17 protein-coding genes, 1 tRNA gene and 1 pseudogene are annotated in these 20,529 nt (G+C 56.1%); 14 read left to right on the forward strand and 5 right to left on the reverse strand.

What is annotated here, in order from left to right; genetic code table 11:
* The 3 genes from DOM57_RS14315 to DOM57_RS14325 all read right to left on the reverse strand — a co-directional run.
* Window positions 1–849 (reverse strand): integrase domain-containing protein (locus DOM57_RS14315; protein WP_110649879.1); only part of this gene is annotated, 849 nt, incomplete at its 3' end.
* Between the two features lie 1,645 nt (window positions 850–2,494).
* Window positions 2,495–2,570: transfer RNA gene (locus DOM57_RS14320), tRNA-Thr, on the reverse strand.
* A 114-nt stretch (window positions 2,571–2,684) separates the two neighbouring features.
* A complete protein-coding gene (locus DOM57_RS14325; protein WP_110649880.1) occupies window positions 2,685–3,791 on the reverse strand; it encodes an AI-2E family transporter in 1,107 nt (368 codons plus the stop codon).
* A gap of 657 nt (window positions 3,792–4,448) precedes the next feature.
* Here DOM57_RS14325 and DOM57_RS21840 point away from each other — a divergent pair.
* Both DOM57_RS21840 and DOM57_RS14330 read left to right on the forward strand, forming a co-directional pair.
* Entirely contained in the window at window positions 4,449–4,643 is a 195-nt protein-coding gene (locus DOM57_RS21840; RefSeq protein WP_162619547.1) for a hypothetical protein, read from the forward strand.
* A gap of 629 nt (window positions 4,644–5,272) precedes the next feature.
* Window positions 5,273–6,097, forward strand: coding sequence for a manganese catalase family protein (locus DOM57_RS14330; protein WP_110649881.1), 825 nt, complete (start codon window positions 5,273–5,275; stop codon window positions 6,095–6,097).
* A gap of 78 nt (window positions 6,098–6,175) precedes the next feature.
* Here DOM57_RS14330 and DOM57_RS14335 read toward each other — a convergent pair whose 3' ends face one another.
* Window positions 6,176–7,867 carry an alpha-glucosidase gene (locus DOM57_RS14335; RefSeq protein WP_110649882.1) on the reverse strand — a complete coding sequence of 564 codons (1,692 nt, stop codon included), beginning with the start codon at window positions 7,865–7,867 and terminating at the stop codon, window positions 6,176–6,178.
* Between the two features lie 46 nt (window positions 7,868–7,913).
* Window positions 7,914–9,572: an alpha-amylase family glycosyl hydrolase gene (locus DOM57_RS14340; RefSeq protein WP_162619548.1), complete on the reverse strand. Its 1,659-nt coding sequence runs from the start codon at window positions 9,570–9,572 to the stop codon at window positions 7,914–7,916.
* Between the two features lie 610 nt (window positions 9,573–10,182).
* Between DOM57_RS14340 and DOM57_RS22735 the strand changes: the two genes are divergently transcribed.
* The 12 genes and pseudogenes from DOM57_RS22735 (at window position 10,183) to DOM57_RS14400 (ending at window position 20,468) form a co-directional block, all read left to right on the forward strand.
* Window positions 10,183–10,470 (forward strand): con-10 family general stress protein, encoded by a 288-nt coding sequence (locus tag DOM57_RS22735; RefSeq protein ID WP_110649884.1) that lies wholly within the window; start codon window positions 10,183–10,185, stop codon window positions 10,468–10,470.
* A gap of 152 nt (window positions 10,471–10,622) precedes the next feature.
* Window positions 10,623–11,438, forward strand: coding sequence for a Crp/Fnr family transcriptional regulator (locus tag DOM57_RS14350; RefSeq protein WP_110649885.1), 816 nt, complete (start codon window positions 10,623–10,625; stop codon window positions 11,436–11,438).
* 481 nt (window positions 11,439–11,919) lie between these two features.
* A complete protein-coding gene (locus tag DOM57_RS14355) occupies window positions 11,920–12,363 on the forward strand; it encodes a helix-turn-helix domain-containing protein (RefSeq protein ID WP_110649886.1) in 444 nt (147 codons plus the stop codon).
* Between the two features lie 250 nt (window positions 12,364–12,613).
* Window positions 12,614–15,580, forward strand: coding sequence for a formate dehydrogenase subunit alpha (fdhF, locus tag DOM57_RS14360; RefSeq protein ID WP_110649887.1), 2,967 nt, complete (start codon window positions 12,614–12,616; stop codon window positions 15,578–15,580).
* Entirely contained in the window at window positions 15,580–16,071 is a 492-nt protein-coding gene (locus DOM57_RS14365) for a helical membrane plugin domain-containing protein (protein ID WP_110649888.1), read from the forward strand. Before fdhF ends, DOM57_RS14365 begins: the two co-directional genes overlap by 1 nt.
* A 380-nt stretch (window positions 16,072–16,451) precedes the next feature.
* Window positions 16,452–16,871, forward strand: coding sequence for a con-10 family general stress protein (locus DOM57_RS22825; protein ID WP_110649889.1), 420 nt, complete (start codon window positions 16,452–16,454; stop codon window positions 16,869–16,871).
* A gap of 60 nt (window positions 16,872–16,931) precedes the next feature.
* A complete protein-coding gene (locus DOM57_RS14375; protein WP_110649890.1) occupies window positions 16,932–17,123 on the forward strand; it encodes a hypothetical protein in 192 nt (63 codons plus the stop codon).
* Window positions 17,124–17,184: 61 nt separating this feature from the next.
* Window positions 17,185–18,012, forward strand: coding sequence for a Crp/Fnr family transcriptional regulator (locus tag DOM57_RS14380; protein ID WP_110649891.1), 828 nt, complete (start codon window positions 17,185–17,187; stop codon window positions 18,010–18,012).
* A 226-nt stretch (window positions 18,013–18,238) separates the two neighbouring features.
* Window positions 18,239–19,180 carry a cytochrome P450 family protein gene (locus DOM57_RS14390; protein ID WP_110649893.1) on the forward strand — a complete coding sequence of 314 codons (942 nt, stop codon included), beginning with the start codon at window positions 18,239–18,241 and terminating at the stop codon, window positions 19,178–19,180.
* A 9-nt stretch (window positions 19,181–19,189) separates the two neighbouring features.
* Window positions 19,190–19,297: pseudogene (locus DOM57_RS22740) on the forward strand (cytochrome P450); the annotation flags it as partial.
* A gap of 60 nt (window positions 19,298–19,357) precedes the next feature.
* Window positions 19,358–19,543 carry a hypothetical protein gene (locus DOM57_RS22350; protein ID WP_239496241.1) on the forward strand — a complete coding sequence of 62 codons (186 nt, stop codon included), beginning with the start codon at window positions 19,358–19,360 and terminating at the stop codon, window positions 19,541–19,543.
* A gap of 94 nt (window positions 19,544–19,637) precedes the next feature.
* A complete protein-coding gene (locus DOM57_RS14400) occupies window positions 19,638–20,468 on the forward strand; it encodes an MBL fold metallo-hydrolase (protein WP_162619549.1) in 831 nt (276 codons plus the stop codon).
* Window positions 20,469–20,529: the final 61 nt, after the last annotated feature.

A 20,529-nucleotide genomic window follows, 5' to 3' on the forward strand; every position in this document is an offset into this window, starting at 1 on the left:
GAACTCGGGGTTGCCGCCAAACGCTCGGGGTAAGTGCCCGGTGAGCGCCTGGTAGCGATCCACGGCGTAAGCCGACCGAAGTTCATGGATCCGGCTGATGACATGCTCCTGGAGTATTTGTCGTGTCTGACGTAAGCCTCCATCTTCCCACTTCGCCCAGGTCTGGCCTGTCGGGACCAGACTGCGGGCATTGCCCTGGACGCTGGCCGCGTAGGCGAGCGTCACCAGCTGTCGCTCAGACGTGATAGGCACCTCCCGGATGCGCCCTCCCTTGGTGCCGTGGGCGATCGTTACGCGCCCGGTAGCGTGCGCCTCCTGGAGTGCCCGCTTTGCGTCGATTAGGGAACCTTCCTTGGCTCGGAGCCCCAGATCCCGGGCCAGCTCCGCGACTGCCGCACCGTTGGCCATTCCGGCACTACGCAGATCCTCACTCGCCACGGTCACAGCCTGCCGGTCGAGTCCATCGGGAATGGCTGTCCGCACGTTTACCCGCTGGGCAATGCCGGCATCCTTGGTCGGGCTCACGGATTGCCATTCCCCTCGCGTGGCGTGGCCCATGACCGTGTTGACGGCACTGACCAGATTCTGGCCGTAAGCCGCGGACAGTTCCCCTGTGGCCACCTTAGTGGCGATCGCCTGGCCATAGCTGGCCACCAGCTGCGCCGTGACGTACTCCAGACGCTTGACGCCCTCTGCCTTGGCAAACGCTGCGAACGCCTGCCAGCGCTGGCCCACGGTTGCCGCCGTGGCATATCCCATCTGTCCCTCTCGGGCCACAGCGTTGACGGCGAACCTGCCTGCCTTGCCGAGATCCCGCGTGCGTAACCCGTAATTGTTCGCCTTAGCCATGCTCTTTCCTCGAAGTGTTGCTGGAGATCCCCCCGCTGCCCCTGTCTTGGCGGTAAGTGATACGCGCATCTGAGGTGTGCGCAGACCTGGAGGAGGCGTTTTTTCTCGCAGACGTTTCCCTACTGCGGACTGGATCGCTGGTGATGTGACGGTGACTCATGCGGGTGCTATGGCGTGGGGCTCACGCACGCCGGCAGCGATCGCTGCCAGCTCCGGCTTAGGCCAAGGCCCAGCCCTAGCGAGGGGCTGCCCGAGTCGCTGTCACGTATCGACGCCCAGGGCGTCGTTTCGAGGAACGGCATTGCGCCGTGGTAGAGCATTCGTCGGTTTTCGTCCGACGATGGGTGACCAGGAAACCGCGGGGTTGAGCGGCTGGCTGGCCAGGGGGACCCCGCGTCTCCTCGGAGCGAGGAGACGCGGGTGGGGGATGCCATCGCATGCACTGGGTGGCATGGACTGGACGCAACAGCGACCGGCATCGGCGGTGATCTGCCGGTGACGTGCCGGAAGCGTAAAAGCGCCCAGGCATGCGGAGACAGTGCACGCAATGGCATCGCCGTGAGGCGTAGAGCTGGAGTATCCGCCAGGGCGGAGGGCAGGAATGCGCCGGGGTGTGGCCGCAGGTCGCGGGCAAACGTCGGGCATAATGCTGTCGCATGCTCAAGGCAGCGACGGCAGTCAGGTCATCCGCGATCCCTGAGAAGGGAAGCGGAGCGGGCACGAGGGCCGGTTCAGAATGGCACGAAGGCCGTTGAATACTGTTTTGGTTTCGAGGCCAGCTACCTCGCCGCTAGGCGGAACTGCAAGGACCACGTTGGTAACGGGGCTGGTATCCCCGCCGCACTCGGGCGGTCTTCAGGGGCAAATTACCACCAGTACAGATGAAAGACCAGACGCGGTTCAATGCGTCGCGAATGAGCGCGCGCCCGCTGATGTGCACGCTCGCCTGGTGGCTTGATCGTTACAGAACACCGTTTCCACCTTTTGTGTCGTGTCGACGTTTGCTGGATACGTTTGGAGCTTAAGCAATCATCCCATGCTGCCGGACACAACCCGTATCTGGAAGAATCGTGTCCAGCGTCCGGATTTTTTGTGTCCAGAATTATTTCATATGTTAAACAACAACTTAGAAACAACAGGACACAAAGACACAATGGACACAACAAAAGCAAGGCGACTCAACTTGCAGGCCCCGCGCCCTCCAAAAGGCCCACCCAAGTCGCGCATCCACACGCTCCAGATCGATGCACGAAGGCGGGGGTGCTTTCCCGCTCTCAAACTCTCGAAGGGTTATAGGTGTATAGGGAGATCGACGATCTGCTGTCTCACAAGCAAACAGCATGGCAACAGCAAGCGGGTGGGCCGATATGGTGGCCATCAGAGATCACCGAAACCGCACCCCCGCCACACCAATTGCAGTCTCAGCCGGGCACTATCTGGGTCCTCCCAGCTAGGCCACTGGAGTACGGGTCAGCACGTCCCCGGAATTCGTGCAGCTGGAAATTGCCTCGGGCTTCCTTCCTTTTGATATCACAGGGCAAGTCCTAGACCCTGCATATACCCAAGAATTTCAGGCACAAAAAAACCGCCTCAAACAGGCGGCCTCTTTTCGTCGCAACCATTTGAAATGACTACGATTATTGCCTGGTGCCGGTGAGTGGATTCGAACCACCGACCTACGCATTACGAATGCGTTGCTCTGCCGACTGAGCTACACCGGCCAGGCGGCGCCTATCATAATCAGCCGAGCGGCCGGGAACAAGCACCGCGTCTTGGTGGCTCGCCATCCTTGCCCTTCAAGCATGGCGCGGCTGGAATACCTCCGATGTCGGTCGTCACTTCGGTAGCTCCGACGGCGATTCCGAAGGCGTCTTGTCGACCTCATGCGCCTGTTCATCGGCTTCCTTCTCGCTGCGAAAGAGCGACCAGGAAACCATGAACAGCGCCGCGATCAACGGCCCCAGTACGAAGCCATTGATGCCGAGCAGCGTCATGCCGCCAACGGTCGAAATCAATACCACGTAGTCAGGCAGCTTGGTTTCCTTGCCGACTAGTGGCGGTCGCAACAGATTGTCGACCAGGCCGATGACGACGACCCCCACGAATACCAGAACCAAGCCTTTGGCGTAGGAGCCGCTCAGCAGCAGATAGGCGGCGACCGGCACCCAGATGATCGCCGAACCGATCGCTGGCAGCAGGGAGAGAAAGGCCATCAGCACGCCCCACAGCAAGGCTGCCTCGATCCCCAGCAACCAGAATGCCACCCCACCGATCGTGCCTTGGACAACCGCGATGATCACGTTGCCCTTGACCGTGGCACGTACCACCGCCGTGAATTTATCGATCAACTGGTAGGTATAGGCGTCACTGAGCGGCGCCGTTGCGCGAACCTGATGCCCCAGCGAACGGCCATCGCGGAAGAGGAAGAACAGCAGGTAGAGCATGATCCCAGTGCTGACCAGGAATTGCAGCGTGTTCTGACCGATGCTGAGCATATGAGTCGCGATCAGCCGGCTACCCTGCTCCAGGGCCGACGCGAGTCGATTGCCCAGATCGGAAATACTGTCGATACCGGCACTGCCCAACCAGTTCTGAACGGTCGGTGGCAAGGTAACGAGAAATTGGTCCAGGTAGTCGTTGAAGTCGAATGTACCGTTGTTGACACGCTGGTAGACGCTCGCCCCTTCTCTTATGAGCGACACGAAGATCAACGTCACGGGAATGATGACGATGAATACGCAGGCCAATACGCTGATGAAGGCAGCGGTATTGCGGCGCCCTTTCAATCGCCTTTCCAGCCGCCGGTGCATCGGCTGAAACAGGATAGCGAGAATGACCGCCCACAGGACGGCGCCATAAAAAGGCAGCAGCAGCCAGACGAAAGCGATCGACACCGCTGTCAATAGAAAGATGAAAGCCTTGTGCTGGCTTAGAGAACTCATGGGTCGTCCCGGCTCCGTGTTGCGACATGGTCAGCATAGCTGGTCGGCACGCCTATCGGATCAACGGATGACCACCCGCTTGGTCCGTACCGCCCCCTCAGCGGCCGTGGCGGCTGGCATAGCGCAGAGTGCGTCATTGGCCTGACCCGGCCAGGGGTCGATCACGGCTGCCGCTGTCCTGTGAGTACGCCCTGCGTACCCAATAGGGTTAATCCACGATAATTTCTACACGCTTCCGATTCCGTATAACACTTGTACATCCAAAAAGGATGTGCAATTCTGATCCCGTAGCGTTGGCAAGGATAGCCGACAGCGGATCAACTGGAACATCGATCCTGAATCAGGCAAGGATAGCCATCATTCATCATCGGCCAGGACGGCCGGATATCGAAGCCAAGGAGGGCTGATCATGAGACAGCATATTTCATGCACTCGCTGCGGAAGTACGCAAGTCATCTCGACCGAAGCCCATGATGCCTGGGACGAGATTAGCTGTACGGAGTGTGGCGAGTTCATCGACACCTATGGTCATTGGGAAGACTCCCGCTCTCCTAATTATTTGATACAGTTGCTGGATCGCTCACGCACACTGACACTGCAAATGGCGCGCGTGGCTCAACCGTCGAACGATTCCGAACATCGCTGGAGGGCTTGAGCATGACCAAGGTTACGCTCGATTTAACATGTTCCGTTTGCGGCCAGCACCAATTTCATTTACCGGTAAAGGCGCAGGAAGGCGCCAACGTCTGTTGTGCCAACTGCACGGCGTTCAAATGCAAGACCTGGGACCTGGAAAAAGCCTTGACCGCAATCCAACGTCGTCAGGCGACGTTGTCATCTATCGCCGCCTAGGATTTGCTTGGCTAGACTTCATTTAAAGCTTCCGTTCGATATTACCGTCCATCAATGGGCGGTTTTTTCTGATTCAGTTCGAAAAACTCGCCAAGTCGCGGCTCGTTTGGCCAATGGCATAATGATCATAGGAATCAGCTGAACGGGCCAAAAAGCCCGCAACAGACGAAAGAAGGCCCAGCCGAAGCCGGGCCCTAGTAATGCTGCGTTTCCTTGCTTACCAGCCATGGCTCCCTGCCATGCGTCCTTGTGAAGATCACTTCCTGCAATTCCTTCCCTGGCACCACGCCTTCCTAGCGCTGCCCATTCAGCATGCCTCGAATGGCGGGCCAGATAAATCGATGGGCGTTATGTTTTTTATGAGAAGTGTATCGCCAGGTAAGAAGCGTGCACGTGTCATCCGGAAACAGCGCCTGTAAATGCTGCACGCAAATGGCGCGGCACCCATGATGCGAAATAAAATCACCCATATCAATGCCTTACGTGAACGAGGCGGCAGGAAACATAAATAAACTCATGTTTTGGATTCTTTTTAACCTGGGATACTAGGAACACATAATGCCTGAACTAGCTTCATTCGTGCTGATGCTGAAAGGCACCCACCTACTCGAAAGTTCGGAGCCAAACCCATGTTCCATCATTCCTCAAAACTCCAGTATCCCGTCAAAGTCGACCAGCCTGATCCCCAATTCGCGATGCTGCTGCAGCAGGCGATCGGAGGTATCGAGGGCGAGATCCGTGTCGCCATGCAGTACTTCTTTCAAGCCATGGGCGCGCGGGGAGACGATCGCATCCGCGACCTGCTGATGTCGACCGCCACTGAAGAATTGGCCCACATCGAGATGCTTGGTCATGCCGTGGCCCTGAATCTGGAAGGGGCGCCGGTGTCCTACCAGGAGGAGTCCGCCAAGGATCCGATCATCAATGCCATTCTGGGCGGCGCCAATCCGAGACACCTGCTTTCCTCGGGGCTGTCGGCCATGCCGGTCAATTCCAACGGCGTGCCGTTCGACATGAGCCATGTTTACGCCACCGGCAATATCGCTGCCGACATGATGGCGAACGTCACGGCGGAGTCCGGCGGCCGTGTCCTGGCTACACGTCTCTACAACTGGACCAACGATAAAGGTATGAAGGATTTCCTCTCATTCCTGATCGCCAGAGATACATTCCACCAACAGCAGTGGCTCGCTGTCATCGAAGAACTCGGCGGTCTCGAGAAAAACCTGCCGATTCCGAACTCTACACCGGAAGCGCACGAAGCGACCGAGCACTCCTATTACTATCTCAATACCTTGCTGGACAAGGAGGCGCCCCAGGGTCGTTGGTGCCAAGGTCCGTCTCTCGACGGCCGAGCGGAGTATTCCGTCAAGGAGCAGCCGGAGCCGTTGGGTCAGGAGCCCTCGCTAGGCAAGGCACGAGAAGGCTCGGGAGCCCAGCGGGAACAGATGTAGTAATGAAATGCCCGGCCAAAGGTCGGGCATTTTCGATCAGATGCTTCGTCTCTTGCGCGTTCGACGTTTTCAACGATTTCACTCCTTCCTTTCTTCCCGCGATAGAAATGCAGCACCAAACGGTGGCAGGCGCAGATGCCCTTCCTGCACCAGCGCCTCCGGTGAAGAAGGCTCGCACAGGTGACAGCCCTGAGCGCGATGATGATAGCCCTGAGCGCGATCGGGAGTTTGGGAAGTTCGGGGCAACGACAACGTCGCCGTTTCGTCAGAAAAATTGTAGGCGCATAGAATGCGCGCACTCCCCGCTCCCCGTTCGAAGGCCAGCACATTGCCCTGAACGTCGAGCAGCTGCGTTTCCCCGCCTCGCAGCGCCGGAGTTCTTTGCCGCCAGTTCAAAAGCCGACGGTATTCGTTGAGCAGCGAACCGGCATCACCGTCCTGTCGCTGCACCGCCAGCGCCAAGTGTTCTGCCGGCATCGGCAGCCAGGCACTACGGGCCCGGGTGAAGCCGCCGTTGGGCAGCTCGTCCGTCCATGGCATGGGCGTGCGGCAGCCATCGCGGCCGAGGATGTCGGGATAGTTGGCGATACCGTAGGGATCGCGCAGCTGCTCGAAGGTCAACTGTGCCTGGGTCAGCCCCAATTCATCTCCCTGGTAGATGCAACAAGCGCCGGGAAGACCGACCAGCAACGCCGCCAACAAGCCGTCGAGGCGCCGCTCAAGCGCGGGATCGAGCGGGCTGTGCGCCGACCAGCGCCCCTTGAGACGAGGAAAATCATGGGTACCGAACGTCCAGCACAGCCGGTTGTGGGGAAAGAGTCTCAGACAACGCGACAACAGAGCTTGCAGGGTGTCGGCGGTGAACGGCTTGTCGGTGACCAGAGCGGCATTGTAGGCCAAATGCAAGCGGCCTTCCTCGACATAACCGGCGGCGTCGGCCAGGGAGTCCTCGGTCGACGAGATCTCTCCCAGCAGCAAGGTGCCGGGATATTCATCCGCCAGTGCGCGCAGCTCGGGCAACATCTCGAGCGTCTCTGGCCGGCTGACGGTACCTGAGTTGATGGCGTCGAAGTAATGATCGGTCGGCCCGGCGCCAGCCGGTCGTGGCGCACCGGGCGGACGCGGCGGGTTATCGGCCAGTTGGCGGTCGTGGGCATAGAAATTGACCACATCGAGCCGGAAACCGTCGACGCCTCGCTCCAGCCAGAAACGTCCGGTCTCCAACACGGCGGCACGCACCTCAGGATTGTACCAGTTCAGATCGGGCTGTGATTCCAGGAAATTATGCAGGTAGTACTGGCGCCGGTTCTCGTCGAAGGTCCAGGCGCTGCCGCCGAAGGTCGCGCGCCAATTGTTGGGCGGACCGCCGTCCTCTGCTGGATCGGCCCAGACATACCAGTCGGCCTTGGGGTTGTCCCGGCTCGAGCGGCTCTCCTGGAACCAGGGATGCTGGTCGGAAGTGTGATTCCAGACCTGATCCATCAGGACTTTGAGTCCGAGCTGGTGAGCCTCCGTCACCAGTGCCTCGAAGCTTGCCATATCGCCGAACATCGGCTCGATGGCACAATAATCGCTGACGTCGTAACCGAAATCTTCCATCGGCGAACGCACGAAAGGACTGATCCAGATGGCATCCACGCCGAGTTGGGCAATATAGGACAAGCGCTGCCGGATGCCGTCGAGATCGCCGATCCCGTCGTCGTTGGCATCCATGAAGCTGCGAGGATAAATCTGATAGATCGCGGCATCGTTACGCCAGTCTCGAGTCATTGTCTTGGCTCCTTGGTCGTCGCAATGGCCTTGAAACGTATCGGCATCAATGTTCGTTCGATGGCCGATCGACGGCGAGATCGGCGAGCAGCACGCCCCAGGGGCCCAACTGATACGGCGTATCCAGTCCGGTCTGATGGCTGAGCCCTTCCACCGGGCGCAAGTCGCCGAAAGGCGTCAGGTCCACGCTGGCCGGATGGTCCGAGACGTTGAACAGGCACAACAGACGCTGTTCGTTCTCTTCGCGCAGGAGGCCGAAGAGTGGCTCATCGAACTCCAGCACCGTCGTCCGGCCCGCCTGAAGCGCCGGCTGGACAGTGCGCCAACGCAACAGGCAACGCCAGTGGTTGAGCATCGAATCCGGATCGGACTGCTGCACGGCCACGCTCTGGCGGCGGTGATGCTCGGGAACCGGCAGCCAGGGTTCGCCCCGGGTGAACCCCGCATGGGGCTGGTCATCGCTCCACGGCATCGGCGTGCGCGAACCGTCGCGCCCCTTGAGCGTGGGATACATCGTTCGGCCGAACGGGTCTTTCAGTTTCTCGGGGGGGATGTCTTCCGGTATTCGCGCTTCTTCCAACCCTAGCTCGTCTCCCTGCCAGAGACAGAAGGCGCCCGGCAACACCAGTAGCAGCGTGGCCATCATGCGATAGAAATCCAACGAATACGCTTCCCGCTCGGCACACCACTGCGAGCGCAGCCGGCCGAAGTCATGATTGCCGACGATCCAGCAAGCCCCCTGCTCGCCAAAGGCATCCAGCGCACGTTCGACGACCTGCCGAAGCAGCCTTGCCTGCATGCGCTCTTCGAACAGCAAGGCACCGTGATAAGCCAGGTGCAGGCGGCGGTCGCCCGCGGTGTAATCGGCCGCCAGCTTGATCGAATCCTCCGCCTCGATCACCTCTCCAAGCAGCACAACGCCGGGATACTGATCGACCAGTTCCCGGATCGGCGCCAGACGTTCCAGCGTTTCCGGGCGACAGAAACTATTGGCGAGCTGATGTTCCGCCAAGGGGTTGTCCATCGACAGCCCATCAGGCGTACCGCACTGCTCGTCCCGCGGGGGATTGTCCCGCAGTTCGGGATCGTGACAGAAGAAGTTGACTGCATCCAAGCGCATCCCGTCGATACCGGCCTCGAGCCAAAAACGGGCGATCTCGAGTATGGCGTCGCGCATGTCATCGTTGTACCAGTTCAGATCCGGCTGGCTGGCGAGAAAATTGGCGTAGTAATACTGTCGGCGGGCTTCGTCATAATGCCAGGCCGATTCGCCGGAGAACGAGGAGCGCCAGTTGTTGGGCGGGCCGCCGCCTTCCGCGGGGTCGGCCCAGACGTACCAGTCGGCCTTGGGATTGGTTCGACTGGAGCGGCTCTCGACGAACCAGCGGTGCTGGTCGGATGTATGGTTCCAGACCATGTCCAGGATGACTCGCAAGCCACGTCGGTGGGCCAGATCGACCAAGCGCCTGAAATCCTCATGCGTACCGAAGATCGGAGCGATATCCCGCTCGCCGGTGATGTCATAGCCGAAATCATCCATGGGCGAAACGAAGATCGGCGTGAGCCAGATCGCATCCACGCCCAGGGAACCGATGTAATCGAGGCGTTGAATGATGCCCTGCAGGTCTCCGATGCCATCGTCGTCGCTATCCTGAAAGCTCCAGGGCGATAGCTGGTAGATGACGGCACTGTTCCACCAATCCACGAGCGGCTCGCCAGCGGCATTGTTGAGGGAAGCGCGTTTCGAAATGATGGGGTAACGCCACCAAGCTCTGGATTTCGGCTGCATCGCTACGTTTTCCTTACGTATATGGCCCAGCAGGGCTCCGTGAATGTATTGCAATGCCCGGAGGGAATGCCTCAGCTCTCGCCAGCCAATCTCTTCCCCCTCCACGCGCACCACTCAAGTTAGCAGAGAAGCCTAGCCATACCCGTCGCCCGGTTTGCCAAGAAAACGAGTTCCCGTCCTCGAACGCGTCGTTATGCAAGCGATAAAAAGTGTCGTTTACTTCTCAACGTCGGCCATTCGGGGTTGACAATAACGGGCCAACCAGTGCACCGGCGCCCAATGTTACAATTTAACTCATGATAAGAATCACAGATTGCCAAATAAAAAACCCTTTTAATTCAGGTTGCTGAATTAAATGAAACGTACCTGTTCCTGAACAAAACAAAGCTAACACTGTTTCCTAATTTAATTTAATAACATTTAAAAACCTGAATCCCTAGACGACCATCAAGGAGAAGCTACATTTCGATAGTGATGGTACGGATATCATCCAAGAAGGACCTTAAATTATTTCAGGAGAAGTATTATGACTAACCGTAACCCCGGAAACTTCCAGAATGATCCAGAAAAAGCCTCTGAAGCAGGCCATAAAGGTGGGCAGCATAGCTCTGGCAATTTCAAAAATGATCCGGAAAAGGCTTCCGAGGCAGGTCATAAAGGTGGACAGCATAGCTCTGGTAATTTCAAGAATGATCCTGAAAGAGCTGCAGAAGCTGGACACAAGGGGGGCCAGAACAGTTCCGGTAACTTTAAAAATGACCCGGAAAAGGCTTCCGAGGCGGGCCATAAAGGCGGCAAAAACCAGGGACGATGAATTTTGCGCCCATGTCTCAGCGACATAAGGATATGTCCTGAATCGCCCTTGCTGAAAATCCAAGGTCGCTTCTCAAAGAACGGCTTCAATAGTGCACGGCTGCCAAGCACCGTGGAGTGCTTGGCAGTTCCTTGACATAAGGATTTGCGACCATGCCTTCATCATCTCTCGCTGTCGATGAAAAGCTTCAACCTAAGCACTATACAGTGTCGAGCAGCCAAGCTTGGTTTGGCTATTCCATCTATTTCGACATCTTATCCCAGCATGGCGCCTTATCTCGTCATGAGCGGGAAACGCTGCGAATGTTGCAAGGCTCCCCCAAAAGGGTCAGAAAGGGAGAAGTCATCAAAAGCGATACCTGCAATAACGGCATGCTGCTAGCCATCCAGGACGGCTGGGCTTGCTCATGCCGGTTGACGAAAGACGGTGACCGGCAAATCATCGATCTTTACTTGCCAGGAGACATCGTCGGTTTACGCGACTATCAGCAAAGTGGGCGTTTTGATGAAATCATTATGCTCACGGAGGGCTTGATCATTCCTGCACCCAAGAACAAAATCGATAAAGCCATGGAGGGAAATTCGAAATTGATACACGCCTTCTTGGGGGCCGCGATGTATCAAAGCAATATCATGGCTGACCGATTGAATAATCTTATTAGCCATGACGCAACCACTCGCATCGCTTATTTCATTCTGGAGTTACATGCGCGGTTGCATCTTGGCCATCCTGAGGCCAGAGATATCTTTTTTCCTTTATCCCAGCAGGTGATCGGTGACCTACTCGGCATGACCAATGTACATGTCTGCCGTTGCCTGAACCACCTGGAGTCGCTTGAATTACTCCACAGGGACAAAGAAACGAGAAACATCAAGATACTGAACTATGAGGAATTGCTTAGCCTTGCAGGGTTCAGCACTGCGTATATCTACTCCTATCTAAAACCGAGCAACACAATAGCCCATTGAAGGCAATCCGCGATTCCGTGACTGTAAGCGTTCTTGACAGGCGAATACCCGGAAGCAGTAGGCTTGGTATCGCTTGTCAAGATCATCGAATTCGACCGGCAGTCATCTTCCCTTTCTCTATACATCTTCCCTTTCTCTATACATCTTCCCTTTCTCTATCCTGGTTTAGCGGCGCATCATCAGCCACTCTACCGATTTTCCATCGGATGCGATGGTCTTGGCACCGCGTGGTTCCGTGCCCCATGGTCCCTATATCCATCGCGCTGAGAAGTCATGCTTGGCAAGATGGCTACCGAGAACAACCCGCATATTGTATATCTAATTGATTTCATTCATAGTATGAAGTGGACTCTATGCTGAAGTAGTAGACAATTCACAACTTAACGGTAGGGAGAAACCAACCTAAGTTATTGTTTTGCTGTCTGTGAAACGCTACGCTTTAATCTGGATAAAAGATGTAACCAGACCACAACGAGGCCTCATGCGATACGTTATTCAGGTTTCCAAGGATAAAGCTGGATATATCGCCATGTGTCGGGAATTTCCAGAATTCGTTGCCACCGCTGCCGATTTGGAGGTCCTATCTCGGCTCGCCATAAAGAATTTGAGTTCGATCATCGCCAGCTATCTGGCGTCATCGCACTACGTTCCGGAAAGCCCCGTGAAGGATGGATCGAAGTATGTTTGGCATCCGCCGATTAGCCTCCGCCTTAAAATTGCCATTTCCAATGGCATCATTGAAAAAGGTTGGACGCGTGATGATTTCGCTGAAGCGATGGGATTGACGCCGCCCAGCATCACCAATCTCTTCAACATTGAAATTAGTACTCGCTTTTCCACTATCGATAAAGCCTTCCGGGTTTTAGGGCTGTATCCACGCCTGGAGATTATACCGATGCGTAATGATCTACTTGCCGAGTCGTAATTTCCGCTAGGAGCCATTCTCTTTTTCTTTATTGCGCCTTTAGCCTGAAATTGCGCCTTTAGCCTGAAGCTAGGAGAAAACTTCTTCTTATCAGCTTGACGCTATATTAGAAAAACCACAACAAACATCTCATTAACTTAGATCAAGCCCATTCTCAGTTCGCGCTAGCGGGATTCTTCGTCCTGGCTACGTTATACGAAGAAGGACCAACGTTAGAGTGGTCATACTTCCGTGACAAGGTGAATGAGCAATGACACAATGTACGCTACGTGTCGATGGGGAAACGTTGACTGGAAAAAGTGACGTTCCGCTTGTCGATTTTTTTGAACAAAACGGTATCAACGTCCCTCATGTCTGTTATTTGAAGTCTCTTGGTCCTATCCAGACTTGTGATACCTGTTGGGTAGAGGTTGATGGTGAGCTCAAACGGAGTTGTGCGGTTAAAAGCGAGCACGGCATGGAGATCAGAAGCGATTCGGATCTCGTAAGGAAAGCTCGCGAAGAAGGCATGGATCGACTGCTGTCGAAACATGAACTGTATTGCACCGTGTGCGAGAACAATAATGGCGACTGCACGATGCACAACACGGTCGCCGACATGGGCATCGACATCCAGCGATACGAATATCAGCGCAAGCCTTACGAAAAAGACACTTCCAGCCCTTTTTATACCTACGACCCCGACCAGTGCATTCTTTGCGGTCGCTGTGTCGAGGCCTGCCAGAACGTCGAAGTCAACGAGACATTGACGATCGACTATGACATGGAGCATCCACGCGTGCTCTGGGACGGCGGCCGCCCTATCGATGAATCGAGCTGTGTCCATTGTGGCCATTGCGTCACGGTCTGCCCGTGCAATGCGTTGCTGGAAAATACGATGCACGAAAATACGGGGCCGTTCACCTTCGTTCCTCAGGACATGAAAAGGTCGATGGTCGATGCCACGAAAACGATTGAAAAAACGACCGGCGCGCGCTTGATTACCGGTATTTCCGTTCTGGACATGCATTGGCGTCAGCCTGAAATCAAGCGCACCAAGACCGTTTGTACTTACTGTGGTGTTGGCTGCTCCTTCGAGATGTGGACGCGCGATCGTACGATTCTCAAGATCCAACCGGTCGAAGAGGCACCGGTCAACGGCATTTCCACCTGCATCAAGGGCAAATTCGCTTGGGATTTCGTCAACTCCGACAAACGCTTGAAGACGCCTTTGATTCGCGAAAATGGCGCCTTTCGCGAGGCCGACTGGGAGGAAGCCCTATCGCTGGTGGCGAAACGCCTACTGGAAGTACGCGACACGCACGGGCCCGACAGCATCGGCATCATCGGTTCAAGCAAGGCCAGCAATGAAGAAGCTTACTTGGCTCAGAAGCTGGCTCGGCAAATCATCGGCACCAACAATATTGATAACTCGTCGCGATATTGTCAGAGTCCGGCCTCGACCGGTCTGAGCCGTACTGCCGGGTATGGTGCCGATGCCGGCCGGATCGAAGATCTGCAAATGGCAGACGTGGTCATCATGGTGGGCAGCAACACCGCCGAGAGTCACCCGGTGATCGCATCGCGCCTCAAGGCCGCGCACAAGCAGGGCCATCAGAAACATATCGTCATCGATACCCGCCAACATGAAATGGCCAAGCGCGCCGACCGTTTCTTACGCCCGCATGCAAGTACCGATCTGGCCTGGGTGCTGGCCATTACGCGTTACCAGTTCGATCATGGCTATGCCGATCTGGAGTTTCTGGAAAAGCGCGTATCGGGTGTGGATGAATACCGTCGTTTGCTGGAGCCCTATACGCTCGAATTCACCGCCGAGGTAACCGGTCTGTCCGTCGAGGAGCTGGCAGAGCTAGGAGAGACCGTCGGCCGGGCCGAGCGGCTCTGTATCGTCTGGGCGATGGGCGTGACTCAGCACAGCCATGGCACCGATACCAGCAGCGCCTTCTCCAACCTGTTGCTGGTCACCGGCAATTACGGGCGTCCTGGCACCGGTTCCTACCCCATGCGGGGACATAACAACGTTCAGGGTGCGAGCGATTTCGGCTGCCTGCGCAACAAATACCCTGGCTATGATCCGGTCACCGACGATGCGGCGCGTGAACGCTGGGCCAAGGGTTGGGGCATGGACAAGGACTCGCTACCCGGTAAGGCGGGGGAAGGCAATTTTCTCATGGTACAGGCCGCCGAAAAGGAAGATCTCAAGGCCATGTACGTGATCGGCGAGGAGACTGCGTTCTCCGACGCGGATACCAACAATGTCCATGATGCCTTCACCAAACTCGACTTTCTCGTCGTGCAGGACATGTTCGTCAGCCGTACGGCCCAGTTTGCCGATGTCATTCTGCCAGGCTGCCCCAGCGTCGAGAAGGAGGGAACCTTCGTCAATACCGAAAGGCGCATCCAGCGCTTCTACGAAGTCATGCCGCCACTGGGCAATAGCCGTCCCGATTGGCGAATATTGACCGACCTGGCCAACCACATGGGGTATGCGTGGGATTATCGTCATCCGTCCGAAATCATGGATGAGTGCGCCTCCATCTCCCCCCTTTTCGCCGGGGTCAGCTACGAACGCCTGGCCGGCTGGAAATCGCTCCTATGGCCTGTCGACACCGAAGGCAACGATACTCCCTATCTCTATCGCAACGAGTTTCCGCTGGAAAACGGCAAGGCCAAGCTCTATCCGCTCGAATGGCAGCCACCCGCGGAAATCAGCGACGAGCAGTACCCTTTCATGCTGGACAATGGCCGGATGCTGGAACATTTCCAGAGTATGAATCAGACCGGGCAAACGGAAGGTACGCTCAAAGAAGTGCCTGACTGGTTCATCGAAATAGGCCCGGACATGGCGAAGGAAATGAATCTCGAGGACGGCAGTTGGGTTCGCGTATCGTCCCGGCGTGGCAGTCTTGAAGTCAAGGTTTGCGTCACCGACCGAGTCCAGGGATATACCGCTTTCATGCCCATTCACCAGGGAAAGCCCGGCTTGAATCTCCTTACCGGGGAGCATCACGATCCGGACGTCGACACTCCCGCCTACAAGGAAACGGCCGTCAAAATCGAGCCCTTGGCGCGGGAGAAGGGAGAACCTCCCCTACCCCACAACAATTTCCGATATGGGTCTCGCACGCCTATCGATGGCGTTCCCGTCGAGGTCAAATGGATGCAGAAAGATTACCGCCAGCCCCCTGAGCACCAATCGCATCCGGAGAGAAACTGATGGCAGAACGGATCGAATATACTCCACCACCCAACGAAGACCTCGACCCTTCCGCTCATGAGGAGCTGGAACGACTTCTTCAAATCTTGCATCGCCAGGGAGTGCTGCGATTCGCCAACGATGTCGTGGGCAGCGAGGAAGACCTGGCGCGGACGCTGATCAACGCGCTGAACCGGGAGAGCTCGTTGAACGCCATCCAGAATCTTTCGAGTCTCTTCCTGGCGTTGTCGAGCATTCCCCCAGGGCGCTTCTACAAAACGGTTTTCGCCCTGCGCGATGCCGCCGCGGCCGTCGAAGCAGGGATTCGCTCCGATCGTGAAGATGACGCCGCCCCGGGCCTCATCGGCACTTATCACTTGCTCAAGGATGAGGCGTTATGGAAATCGATCGCCCCGCTATTGGACGGGCTCAAGGTCTTTCATGACGCCATGGATCGTGATGTGGAGCGCCCCATTTCGGACCTCAAGAATAAACCCAGTAATTTCCAATGACCGGGCGTCCCTTTCAGTAAATCCTGCATCGATCACGTTATAAGCGAAAGCCTGACAAAGCCCTTTTGTCAGGTATCCTGCGCGCTTTCCCTACTGGTAGCTCGGAGCGAACTTCCAATCAAACACCGAACTCAGCTAACAACCTTGCCTGACGGAAAAGACGAAATACAAGAAAGTCAGTGAAATGAATCAGCAAGCTTGAATTATCGTCATATCAGCCAACCCTCTGGAAAATATAAACAGCGTTTCCTAATTTCAATTAATAACATTTAAAAACCTGTTTCGTTAGCAATTACCCGAAGGCCTAGCTATATTGAAATTGATGGTACAGCCATCGTTCGCGAAAGGAACATCGCAGAAAGATTCATAGGAGATTTGTAATGACTAACCGCAATCCTGGTAATTTCCAGAACGATCGTGAGAAAGCCTCTGAAGCTGGTCATAAAGGTGGTCAGCACAGCTCCGGAAACTTCCAGAATGATCCGGAACGCGCTTCCGAAGCCGGCCACAAAGGTGGTCAGCATAGTTCGGGCAACTTCAAGAACGACCCGGAACGCGCTTCCGAAGCCGGTCACAAAGGTGGCCAGCATAGTTCGGGCAACTTCAAGAATGACCCGGAACGCGCTTCCGAGGCCGGCCACAAAGGTGGTCAGCACAGTTCCGGCAACTTTCAGAATGACCCCGAGCGTGCTTCCGAAGCGGGACACAAAGGCGGTCAGCACAGTTCTGGCAACTTCAAGAACGACCCGGAAAAAGCATCCGAAGCGGGTCGTAAAGGGGGCAAAAGCCAGGGCCACTAAAGCAAGACCGCCGATGATACAGCTCTGGAGACTGAAAGGACATGCACCATGAGTAGCCCAATGAAGGACAAGGACTTCGATCTTGTCAGTACGCTTTATCATGCACTACAAGGTGCCGAACTCAGTCAGCAGTATCGTCGGGATGCTGAATCGAGTGGAGACCAAGCATGCCAAGAGTTTTTCGGTAAGATAGCGGGCCAGTACGAAGAGATGGCCAGCCATGCCAAATCGATCATCAAGGATCGGTTGTAAATCCACGAACCTGCCAAGCATCTCGGCATGCTTGGCAGGTTTTTCCGTAGAGGTGGCCTGAATGGCTTCATTGTCCGTAGCCGCCGACCGGCAGAAAAATCCAGAGCGCCACTTCGTAGCAGAAAGCCAGCCATGGCATGGCTATGCCATCTATTACGAAATTCTTTCTCATCACACTTCACTTACCATTCGTGATCGCGAAGCGCTGACAGCCCTTCAGGAAGCACCTAAACGAGTCAAGAAAGGGGATGTCATCAAGAGCCATGCGCGAAACGCCAAGTATCTATTGGCGCTTCAAGACGGTTGGGCATGCTCCCGCCGAATCACCCAGAATGGTCATCGACAAATCATCGATCTCTATCTTCCGGGAGACATCGTTGGATTACGCGATTATCACGGCGGAAGCCACTTCGATGAAGTCGCCATGCTGACGGAGGGATTGATCATTCCCTTTCAGAAGCAAAAACTCGATGAGATGATGCGGAAAGACCATCATTTCGTGCAAGGTGTATTGGCCACCGCCATGCATCAAAGCAATATCATGGCCGACCGACTCAATAACTTGATCAGTCATGATGCAACGGCTCGTCTCGCTTATTTCATCCTGGAACTTCATGCGCGCCTCAATTTTCCGCATCCTGAAGTGATGAATCTAACCCTACCCTTATCCCAGCAAGTCGTTGGCGATTTGTTGGGCATGACGAATGTCCATGTCTGCCGTTGCTTGAGCCACCTCGAATCGAAAGGTTTGTTGATACGCGACAAGAACTCACATGATATCCGTATATTGAACTATACCGCTCTACTCGCTCTGGCAGGTTTCAATACGGCATATGCCTATTCTTTGAATCCTTATGGACCTGTTCCCAAAAGGCCGCAATCCCATTGAGCATCCCGTGGTGCCGGAGCTGCGACAGCAGGAGCCAACCAACGATGACGCTAAAGACCAGCGACTTCCTCGATCGGCTCGCTAGCGTGGTTCAGCAGGCAGAGGCCATCTTGGGCGGCAATTTTCAGCAGACGGTTCCGTCATCTCAGGAATGCCTCGGGGCGCGCTCTGGTCGATTTTCGACATACTGCGCTACCGAGTCACTCTTCTTATCGGGACGGCACCGATGAGCCACGATCTGGAAGCTCCGCTGGCGAGCCGGGAGTGCACGCTCGCTCTGGTGAAGGGTGGTTACCCTTACATTGGAGAGCAGTGCGACCGCCTGGGAACCGATATCTTTCGCTCACGCCTGTTATTGAAGAATACGTTGTTCTTGCGAGGCGAAGAGGCAGCCAAGCTGTTTTATGACGCCAGCCTCATGAGTCGGGAAGATGCCGCGCCGAAACGGCTCCAGAAAACTCTTTTCGGGGAAGGAGGCATTCAAGGCCTCGATGACGCGCCTCACCATCAGCGGAAGGCACTGTTTCTTTCCTTGATGTCTCAGGAGCGGATCGATTGGCTGATGCAATTGGTCGAACAGTATTGGCAATCGCGCATGGGCCATTGGGAGGATTCATCATCCATCGTTCTGCTCGACGAGTTTCACCTCATCCTGTGCCGTGCAGCCTGCGACTGGTGCGGCATTCCGTTGCGGGAAGAGGACGCACCGGCCTTGACGCAGAATCTCGTTCTGTTGATCGAAGGGGGCGGTGCCATCGGCCCCAAACATTGGGCGAGTCGGCGAGCCCGGCGCATGACCGAAAACGCCCTGGTGCCATTGATCGAAGAGTATAGACATCGGCCGAACGATGCCGAACGGACGCTGCCGCTGGCGGAGTTCGCCAATTTTCGGGACGCGCAAGGCATGCCTTTGCCCAGCCGCATCGTCGCCGTCGAATTGCTCAACCTGATAAGGCCGATCGTAGCGGTCGCCCGCTATATGGTATTTGCCGTCAAGGCGATGCATGAGCATCCCAGCTGCCGCGAACAGCTCAAGCAGGACAACGCAACCGACTACCGCCGATATTTCATTCAGGAAGTCAGGCGCTACTATCCCTTTTTCCCCTTTCTGGCTGCGCGAATCAAGAAAGACTTCACCTGGCACGGCTACCGCTTTCATCGCGGCTAGCGGCTGATACTGGATCTTTACGGAACCAATCACGATCCAGCCCGATGGGAGGCGCCAGAGCACTTCCGGCCGGAAAGGTTCGAGCAGGAAACCGGGGATTTCCATCGGTTCGCGCTGATTCCCCAAGGCGGGAGCGAACATGCGACCCAGCATCGCTGCCCCGGGGAATGGATCACCTTGGCATTGATCGACCTGACGATCGAAAAGTTCACCCGACAGCTTTGCTACCGCGTACCGCCGCAGGATCTCGCTCTCGATCTTTCGTCCATGCCGGCCCGGCCACGAAGCGGGCTTATCATCGACAATGTTCGCCTCATCGGGGAGCGGCTGGATCAGCACAAGGCCAGGCCAGTAACCAGCTAGAGAACCTCATTTCTACATCACCGAAGCCTGGCCATCGGCGAGTCACAGTGCCCTGTTCATTTCAACCGACTTCAATAGCTTGATGAGAGAGACCATGAACGATGCGACTCGGCGATACTTGCCTTTGGGACTCATTTCTCTCAATGACAACCATAGTGTCCAGGTAGCACCTTGCGTCACCCAGCTAACCCTCAAGTTCGTTAATGTCTGTTTCGTTGCAGAGCCCCATAGCGGCAATTGGGTATTGATCGATGCAGCACTTCCCAGACAGGAGCATAAAATCATCGCCTGCGCCGAACGACTTTTTGGCGATCGCGTACCCGCTGCCATTATCCTGACACATGGCCATTTCGACCATGTGGGCTCGGCTCTGGAACTCAGTCACCACTGGCAGGCGCCACTGTATGCGCATCGATTCGAATTGCCCTATCTGACAGGGGCACAGCCCTATCCTCCCGCCGATACCGCAGCCGGCGGTGGCATCATTACGCAATTGTCCGGGCTTTTCCCCCGCGGCCCCTACCAGTTCGACACAGTATTGTCGGTGCTGCCCGAGGACGGGTCGGTGCCCGGGTTGGATTCGTGGCGCTGGATTTCGACACCGGGCCATACGCCCGGCCACGTTTCGCTATTCAGGGAAGAGGATAAAACGCTAATTGCGGGGGATGCCTTCGTCAGTGTGCAACAGGAATCGCTTCACAAGGTTTTTCTTCAACGCGCCAAGCTCAGCGGACCGCCGCGTTATTTCACCCAGGATTGGGGGCAGGCTTTTGAGTCCGTACGCCGTCTAGCCAATCTCAAACCGGCAACGGCAACGACGGGCCACGGCCCGCCAATTGGCGGCGCTCTGTTGACTACGGGGCTAGAGCATATGCTCAATCACTTCTATGCCGACCACATGCCCAAGCATCGTTTCATGCACTAGGCTTCGTACCAGAAGTCGGCGAGCGCAGGCAGTTTTCGTATAAAGCCTAGTGTGGTGATTC

The sequence above is a fragment of the Salinicola peritrichatus genome (genome assembly GCF_003206715.1).
Lineage (GTDB): Bacteria > Pseudomonadota > Gammaproteobacteria > Pseudomonadales > Halomonadaceae > Salinicola > Salinicola peritrichatus.

What these genes read in the sequence shown, in the direction of transcription:
- DOM57_RS14325 (WP_110649880.1), bottom strand. Translation starts at nt 3,791, where the DNA reads ATGAGTTCTCTAAGCCAGCACAAGGCTTTCATCTTTCTATTGACAGCG.
- DOM57_RS21840 (WP_162619547.1), top strand. Translation starts at nt 4,449, where the DNA reads ATGACCAAGGTTACGCTCGATTTAACATGTTCCGTTTGCGGCCAGCAC.
- DOM57_RS14330 (WP_110649881.1), top strand. Translation starts at nt 5,273, where the DNA reads ATGTTCCATCATTCCTCAAAACTCCAGTATCCCGTCAAAGTCGACCAG.
- DOM57_RS14335 (WP_110649882.1), bottom strand. Translation starts at nt 7,867, where the DNA reads ATGACTCGAGACTGGCGTAACGATGCCGCGATCTATCAGATTTATCCT.
- DOM57_RS22735 (WP_110649884.1), top strand. Translation starts at nt 10,183, where the DNA reads ATGACTAACCGTAACCCCGGAAACTTCCAGAATGATCCAGAAAAAGCC.
- DOM57_RS14350 (WP_110649885.1), top strand. Translation starts at nt 10,623, where the DNA reads ATGCCTTCATCATCTCTCGCTGTCGATGAAAAGCTTCAACCTAAGCAC.
- DOM57_RS14355 (WP_110649886.1), top strand. Translation starts at nt 11,920, where the DNA reads ATGCGATACGTTATTCAGGTTTCCAAGGATAAAGCTGGATATATCGCC.
- fdhF (WP_110649887.1), top strand. Translation starts at nt 12,614, where the DNA reads ATGACACAATGTACGCTACGTGTCGATGGGGAAACGTTGACTGGAAAA.
- DOM57_RS14365 (WP_110649888.1), top strand. Translation starts at nt 15,580, where the DNA reads ATGGCAGAACGGATCGAATATACTCCACCACCCAACGAAGACCTCGAC.
- DOM57_RS22825 (WP_110649889.1), top strand. Translation starts at nt 16,452, where the DNA reads ATGACTAACCGCAATCCTGGTAATTTCCAGAACGATCGTGAGAAAGCC.
- DOM57_RS14375 (WP_110649890.1), top strand. Translation starts at nt 16,932, where the DNA reads ATGAAGGACAAGGACTTCGATCTTGTCAGTACGCTTTATCATGCACTA.
- DOM57_RS14380 (WP_110649891.1), top strand. Translation starts at nt 17,185, where the DNA reads ATGGCTTCATTGTCCGTAGCCGCCGACCGGCAGAAAAATCCAGAGCGC.
- DOM57_RS14390 (WP_110649893.1), top strand. Translation starts at nt 18,239, where the DNA reads ATGAGCCACGATCTGGAAGCTCCGCTGGCGAGCCGGGAGTGCACGCTC.
- DOM57_RS14400 (WP_162619549.1), top strand. Translation starts at nt 19,638, where the DNA reads ATGAACGATGCGACTCGGCGATACTTGCCTTTGGGACTCATTTCTCTC.